This is a genomic window from Mycobacterium sp. (assembly GCF_035603715.1).
GTDB lineage: Bacteria > Actinomycetota > Actinomycetes > Mycobacteriales > Mycobacteriaceae > Mycobacterium.
The window spans coordinates 1-6789 of record NZ_DATNJW010000070.1; the positions used below are offsets into that span (position 1 = coordinate 1).

The 6789-nt window shown below is 64.9% G+C and carries 6 protein-coding genes and 2 pseudogenes; 5 read left to right on the forward strand and 3 right to left on the reverse strand.

Annotation, left to right across the window (positions count from 1 at the left end; translation table 11 throughout):
* The 3 genes and pseudogenes from VN856_RS02815 to VN856_RS02825 all read left to right on the forward strand — a co-directional run.
* A pseudogene (locus VN856_RS02815) lies at positions 1-357 on the forward strand (fumarate reductase/succinate dehydrogenase flavoprotein subunit); the annotation flags it as partial.
* Positions 357-1103 (forward strand): succinate dehydrogenase/fumarate reductase iron-sulfur subunit, encoded by a 747-nt coding sequence (locus VN856_RS02820; RefSeq protein ID WP_325685935.1) that lies wholly within the window; start codon positions 357-359, stop codon positions 1101-1103. The pseudogene VN856_RS02815 and the gene VN856_RS02820, both read left to right, overlap by 1 nt.
* Positions 1104-1166: 63 nt before the next feature.
* Complete coding sequence (locus tag VN856_RS02825) at positions 1167-1328, forward strand: hypothetical protein (RefSeq protein ID WP_325685937.1); 162 nt, start codon at positions 1167-1169, stop codon at positions 1326-1328.
* Here the strand turns inward: VN856_RS02825 and VN856_RS02830 are convergent.
* Positions 1325-1813: a flavin reductase family protein gene (locus tag VN856_RS02830; RefSeq protein WP_325685939.1), complete on the reverse strand. Its 489-nt coding sequence runs from the start codon at positions 1811-1813 to the stop codon at positions 1325-1327. The two genes, VN856_RS02825 and VN856_RS02830, sit on opposite strands and share 4 nt — an antisense overlap.
* A 40-nt stretch (positions 1814-1853) precedes the next feature.
* Entirely contained in the window at positions 1854-2861 is a 1008-nt protein-coding gene (locus tag VN856_RS02835; RefSeq protein ID WP_325685941.1) for an isopenicillin N synthase family dioxygenase, read from the reverse strand.
* 210 nt (positions 2862-3071) lie between these two features.
* On the opposite strand from VN856_RS02835, the gene VN856_RS02840 reads away from it, so the two are divergent.
* On the forward strand, positions 3072-4907 hold the full coding sequence (locus tag VN856_RS02840) for an acyl-CoA dehydrogenase (protein ID WP_325685943.1): 1836 nt from the start codon (positions 3072-3074) through the stop codon (positions 4905-4907).
* Between the two features lie 277 nt (positions 4908-5184).
* On the opposite strand, the gene VN856_RS02845 is transcribed toward VN856_RS02840, so the two are convergent.
* Complete coding sequence (locus VN856_RS02845) at positions 5185-6501, reverse strand: acetyl-CoA C-acetyltransferase (RefSeq protein ID WP_414686854.1); 1317 nt, start codon at positions 6499-6501, stop codon at positions 5185-5187.
* A 121-nt stretch (positions 6502-6622) separates the two neighbouring features.
* Here VN856_RS02845 and VN856_RS02850 point away from each other — a divergent pair.
* Positions 6623-6789, forward strand: a pseudogene (locus tag VN856_RS02850) (short chain dehydrogenase); the annotation flags it as partial.

Sequence of the window (6789 nt, forward strand, 5' to 3'; positions counted from 1 at the left end):
CGCTTCAAGCACATCCACGTCGAGGGACACCGGCAGTACAACCCCGGCTGGAACCTGGCGCTCGACCTGCGGAATTTGTTGCTCGTCAGCGAATGCGTCGCCAAGGCGGCGTTGGAGCGCACCGAAAGCCGCGGCGGCCACACCCGTGACGATCACCCGGGGATGGACTCGTCGTGGCGCAAGGTCTTGCTGGTCTGCAGCGCCGCCGGTGGCGACGAGGTGGTGCCCGACGTCACCGTGACGCACAAGGACCAGATCCCGATGCGGCCTGACCTGCTCGAGGCATTCGAGATCGCCGAGTTGGAGAAGTACTACACCGACGAAGAGCTGGCCGACCACCCAGGACGGAGAGGCTGATGAGCTACAACGCAACCATGCGAGTCTGGCGTGGCGACGACACCAACGGTGGGCTGCAGGACTTCACCGTGGAGGTCAACGAAGGCGAGGTGGTGCTCGACATCATCCACCGCCTGCAGCAGACCCAGACGCCCGACTTGGCGGTGCGGTGGAACTGCAAAGCCGGCAAGTGCGGCTCGTGCTCGGCTGAGGTCAACGGCAAGCCCAAGTTGATGTGCATGACGCGGATGTCGACCTTCGCCGAAGACGAGGTTGTCACCGTGACGCCGATCCGCACCTTCCCGGTGATCCGCGATCTGGTCACCGACGTGTCGTTCAACTACCAAAAGGCCCGGGAAATCCCGTCGTTCGCGCCGCCCAAGGATCTGCAGCCCGGCGATTACCGGATGCAGCAGGAGGACGTGGAACGTTCTCAGGAGTTCCGGAAGTGCATCGAGTGCTTCCTGTGCAACAACGTCTGTCACGTGATCCGTGACCACGAGGAGAACAAGGAAGCATTCGCCGGCCCGCGTTTTCTGATGCGGATCGCGGAGCTCGAGATGCATCCGCTGGACACGATGGATCGGCGCGACCAGGCACAGGAGCAGCACGGCCTCGGCTACTGCAACATCACCAAGTGCTGCACGGAAGTCTGTCCCGAGAGCATCAAGATCACCGACAACGCCCTGATCCCGATGAAAGAGCGTGTCGCCGACCGCAAATACGATCCGGTTGTCTGGCTGGGCAACAAGCTGTTCCGTCGATAAGCAACGGGTGTTAGGGCGCCGCTGATCCGAGTACCGTCGGGTATAACCGGAAAGGCGGCCACCATGACTATCCGAAAGCCCACCAGCATCAACGACATTCGCACAGCGATCAATGAGCTGACGGCGCGCGCTGAACTCGCCCACAAAGAAGGACGAGACGAGGAAGGCGCGGAAATCGAGCGTCGGGTACAGGCCTACCGCGACGAACTCGGCAGGCGCCCCTAGACGCCGAGGCGCCGGAAGACGCTGCGGTGGAAAACGATCGGCGCGACATCTCCATCGACTCGGACGTCGCTGACCCGCAGCACCACGATCGTGTGGTCCCCGGCCGGAATGAGTTGCTCGATCGCCGTTTCCATCCACAGGCTGGTGCCGTGGATGAACACCGCGCCGCTGCTGTAGGACACCGTTTCCAAGTCGGCGAATCTGTCGCCGGTCTTGGCGGCCAGGGCCCGGGCGGCGCCGTCGTGCGACTCGCCCAGCACGCTGATGCCCAGCGCCTGGACGTCCTTGAGTTTCGGCCACGTCGTCGAGGTGTTCTGCACACAGAATGAGACCAGCGGAGGATCCAGCGACACCGGGACGAACGTGCTCGCCGCCAGCCCTTCTCGGACCCCGTCGACTTCGGCGGCGATGGCGATGATGCCGGACGGAAAATGACCAAAGGCCTCGCGCAGGGAGGTAGGCGTCAGCTTGTCGGGTAGGTTCACCGGGCTTCACTCGCGTCGACGGGATTTTGTAGTGCTGACCCTACCCGCCGGGCGTTACAACTTGTGCGCTGGCCGTTACGTAGCCGTGCGCCGCTGCAACGTCCGGATGTGCCCGCAACCTGCTCTTCCAGGCATTGCGGCCATACACCGAGAAGATCGGATCGGACGGGTCCGCATGGCGCCCGGAACGCTCTGCGAGTTCGGCCGGCAACGCCAGCGTTGGCACCTGCGCGTCCAGTCGCGGATTGAAGAAATAGGGTACCGAGATCCGGTCAGCCACCTGGCGCAGATTCACCCGGTGTTCGGTGGCCCGCAGGTAGCCGCCGGTCGCCAACTCCAGCAGCTCACCGATGTTGACGATGAATGCTCCGTCCCGCGCGGGAACGTCCATCCAGTCGCCGTCGCGACCGGCCCGCACCTGCAATCCCTGACTGCCTGGCTCGGCGAGCAGCAGCGTCAGCACCCCCGAGTCCCGGTGCGCACCGACGCCCTGCGATCGGCTCGCCGTCGCCGGGTAATGCACGATCTTGATCAGGGTGGCGGGCGCCCCGGCGAACGCGGCGTCGAAAACATCCGCCGGACTGCCCAACGCTGCCGCCCACTGACTCAACAAGCTGCGGGCCACCGTGGCCAGGGCCGCATCCCACTCGGCGACGATCCCTGGTAGCTCCGGCAAGCCTGCGGGCCACTGGTTGGGACCTTGCAGCCAGAGGTAGTCGGGCTTGCCCGGGCCGCCGATCGGCTCGCGCTCCGGACCGATGTCGATCTGCTCGCGCCAGTCCACCTCCCCTTGGGTCAGCTCACCGCCCAGCCGGGTGTAGCCGCGGAAGTGTGGACTGCGCACCATCGCGACAGCGTCCTTCTCGGCTTGGGGCAGCGCGAACAATCGCCGCGCCGCCGCCAACACACGGTCGATCAGCCCGTCGGGTACCTCGTGTCCGGTGAGGTAAAAGAAGCCCACCTCGTGGGCGGCCTCGCGGAGCCGCTCTCTTAGTTGGCCAGAGGGGTGACGGAGGTCCACTTCCGGCAGGGTCGTGACGCTTGACACAATTGACACCTACTCATCATCATCCCAGGTGAAGCGGTATGCCAGGGTCCTGATCAGCGCGAACCCAACTAGTTGGTTGATTAGCCGATGAAATTTAGCTCACAGTCGCTTGCGCACGGTTACCGACGGGTATAGTTTAGCCGTGTTACTGGTGGGTAACTTAGCCTTAGTACCCAACCATCAAGTGGCGTTCTCATCGAGGAGGAACCAGTGAGCCACTATAAGAGCAACGTCCGCGATCAGGTATTCAACTTGTTCGAGGTGTTGGGCATCGACAAAGCATTCGGGGAGGGCGACTACGCCGACCTGGACGCCGACACGGCCCGCGAAATGCTCACCGAAATGAGCCGACTGGCCGAAGGCCCGGTCGCCGAGTCGTTCGTCGAGGGTGACCGCAATCCCCCCGTATTCGACCCCGAGACACATTCAGTGAAGCTCCCCGACTCGTTCAAGCAGTCGGTGCACGCGGTCATCGAGGCCGGCTGGGACAAGGTCGGTCTGGACGAAGAGCTCGGCGGCATGCCGATGCCCAAGGCGATGCTGTGGGCACTGCATGAGCACCTGCTCGGCGCCAACCCGGCGGTATGGATGTACGCCGGCGGCGCGGGATTCGCCCAGATCTTCTACAACCTGGCGACCGAAGAGCAGAAAAAGTGGGCAGTGCTGGCCGCCGAGCGCGGTTGGGGCTCGACCATGGTGCTCACCGAGCCGGACGCCGGCTCGGATGTCGGCGCCGGCCGGACGAAAGCCATCCAGCAGGATGACGGCTCCTGGCACATCGACGGTGTGAAGCGCTTCATCACCTCGGGTGACTCGGACGACATGTTCGAGAACATCTTCCACTTGGTGCTGGCCCGCCCCGAGGGCGCCGGACCCGGTACCAAGGGTCTGTCGCTGTTCTTCGTGCCGAAGTTCCTGTTCGACTTCGAGACCGGCGAGCCGGGCGAGCGCAATGGCGTCTTCGTCACCAACGTCGAGCACAAGATGGGCCTCAAGGTCTCCGCCACATGTGAGCTGACCTTCGGTCAGCACGGCGTGCCGGCCAAGGGCTGGCTGGTCGGCGAGGTGCACAACGGCATCGCGCAGATGTTCGAGGTCATCGAGAACGCCCGCATGCTGGTCGGTACCAAGGCCATCGCGACGCTGTCCACCGGCTACCTCAACGCGCTGGCCTACGCCAAGGAGCGGGTGCAGGGCGCCGACCTGACCCAGATGACCGACAAGACCGCGCCGCGGGTGACCATCACCCACCACCCGGACGTGCGTCGCAGCTTGATGACCCAGAAGGCGTATGCCGAGGGTCTGCGTGGGCTGTACCTCTACACCGCGACCTACCAGGACGCGGCGGTCGCCAAGGCACTGCACGGTGTGGATGCCGACCTGGCCGTCAAGGTCAACGACCTGATGCTGCCGATCGTCAAGGGTGTCGGCTCCGAGCAGGCTTACGCCAAGCTCACCGAGAGCCTGCAGACCTTCGGTGGGTCCGGCTTCTTGCAGGACTACCCGATCGAGCAGTACATCCGTGACGCCAAGATCGACTCGCTCTACGAGGGCACCACGGCCATCCAGGCGCAGGACTTCTTCTTCCGGAAGATCGTCCGCGACAAGGGTGTCGCGCTGGCCCACGTGTCCGGGGAGATCGAAGAGTTCATCAAGAACGAGTCCGGCAACGGCCGACTCAAGGCCGAGCGTGCGCTGCTGTCCACCGCCCTGGCTGATGTCCAGGCGATGGCGGCGACGCTGACCGGCTACCTGATGGCCGCGCAGGACGACATCTCCAGCATCTACAAGGTGGGCACGGGTTCGGTGCGCTTCCTGATGAGCGTCGGCGACCTGGTCATCGGTTGGTTGCTGCAGCGTCAGGCTGCGGTGGCCCTGGAGGCTCTGGACGCCGGATGCAGCGACTCGGACCGCTCGTACTACGAGGGCAAGATCGCCGTGGCGTCGTTCTTCGCCAAGAACTTCCTGCCGCTGTTGACCAGCACCCGCCAGGTGTTGGAGACGATCGACAACGAAATCATGGAGCTCGACGAAGCCGCATTCTGATCCACACTGCATAGCAAAATCCCCCGTTCTCCTCGGAGACGGGGGATTTTGCTATCCATGTCGATAAATGGGGAGGGGCCGCCGACGAAATCCCCTCATGCCGTCGGCGGCCCCGGTCTCTACCCGCACGGGACAACCGACGGGCGTTGGTTCGGGGACGCTCCGTGCTGTCGTCGGGTCGGGGGGTCGGACGACAGCACGGAGCTATCCAGCCAATTGGCTACCCCAGCGTTGCTGCCGCTAAACGCCGGGCAAATCGCTCACCGCAACGCGGCTCTCAGGCCTCTAGAATCGCGGCGACGCCTTGGCCGCCCGCGGCGCAGATCGAGATCAGGCCGCGTACCGGCTTGCCGCCGTTCTTCGTTTTGGCCTCGTGCAGCTGCTTGGCCAGCTGGGCGAGGATGCGTCCGCCAGTCGCGGCAAACGGGTGACCGGCGGCCAGCGACGAGCCGTTGACGTTGAGCTTGGATCGGTCGATCGACCCCAGCGCCGCGTCCAGGCCGAGCCGCTCCTTGCAGTACTCCTCGGATTCCCATGCCTGAAGGTGCGCGAGCACCACCGAAGCAAACGCCTCGTGGATCTCATAAAAGTCGAAGTCCTGCAGCGTCAGCCCGTTGCGGGCCAGCAGTCTTGGCACCGCGTACGTCGGCGCCATGAGCAGGCCGTCGGGGCCGTTGACGTAGTCGACCGATGCGGTCTCGGCGTCGACGAAGTAGGCCAACGGGGTCAGCGAGTGCTCGGCGGCCCACTCCTCGCTGGACAGCAACGCCACCGAGGCGCCGTCGGTCAACGGCGTCGAATTTCCGGCCGTCATCGTGGCGTCGCCGGCCTTCGCGCCGAACACCGGCTTGAGCTTGGCCAGCTTCTCCGCCGACGAGTCCGGCCGCAGGTTGTCGTCGCGGTAGAGACCGAGGAACGGGGTGACCAGATCGTCGAAGAAGCCGCGGTCGTAGGCCGCCGCCATGTTGCGGTGACTGGCCGCGGACAGCTCATCCTGGTCGACCCGCTTGATGCCCATCTTTTTGGCGGTGATCGCCTGGTGCTCACCCATCGACAGCCCGGTGCGCGGCTCACTGTTCACCGGAATCTCCACGCCGACGCTGGCCGGTAGCTTGCCGACCAGCTTGAGCCGGTCGAGGTTGGACTTGGACCGGCGCAGGCCCAGCAGGGTGTGGCGCAGGTTGTTGCCGAGCGCGATCGGCGCATCGGAGGTGGTGTCCACCCCGCCCGCGGCGGCCGCCTCGTAGCGGCCCGCGCCGATGCCGTCGGCGGCGGCGATCGCGGCCTGCAGCCCGGTACCGCACGCCTGCTGCAGGTCGAACGCCGGCGTGTAGGACGACAGCGCGGATCCGAGCACGCATTCGCGCATCAGGTTGAAGTCGCGGCTGTGTTTGAGGACGGCGCCGCCGATGACCGCACCCAGCCGCTCACCGGACAGACCGAACCGGTCGACCAGCCCGCCCAGAGCGGCGGTGAACATGTCCTGGTTGGACGCCTCGGCGTAGGCGCGGTCCGACCGCGCGAACGGGATCCGGTTGCCACCCAGCACAGCGACGCGGCGCAGGGAGCGTGAAGAGGAGGTGTCAGAAGCCACGCTTATCTCCGTCAGTTGTTGGTTATCCGGTGTTGGGAGCCATCCTACTCACTGTTCTTACTCTGGAGTAAGTTAGCTCTCGACTACGGTACTGGTACCCCACACCACGGAAGGCAACTCAGTGGCACCCGATCTATTCTCCCAAGTCGTCAACTCCGGGCCGGGCTCGTTTCTCGCCAAGCAGCTCGGTGTGCCGCAGCCCGAGAAACTGCGTCGGTACCGGGCAGGTGAACGGCCGCTGGCCGGGTCGCTGCTAATCGGCGGTGAGGGCCGTCTCGTCGAGCCGCT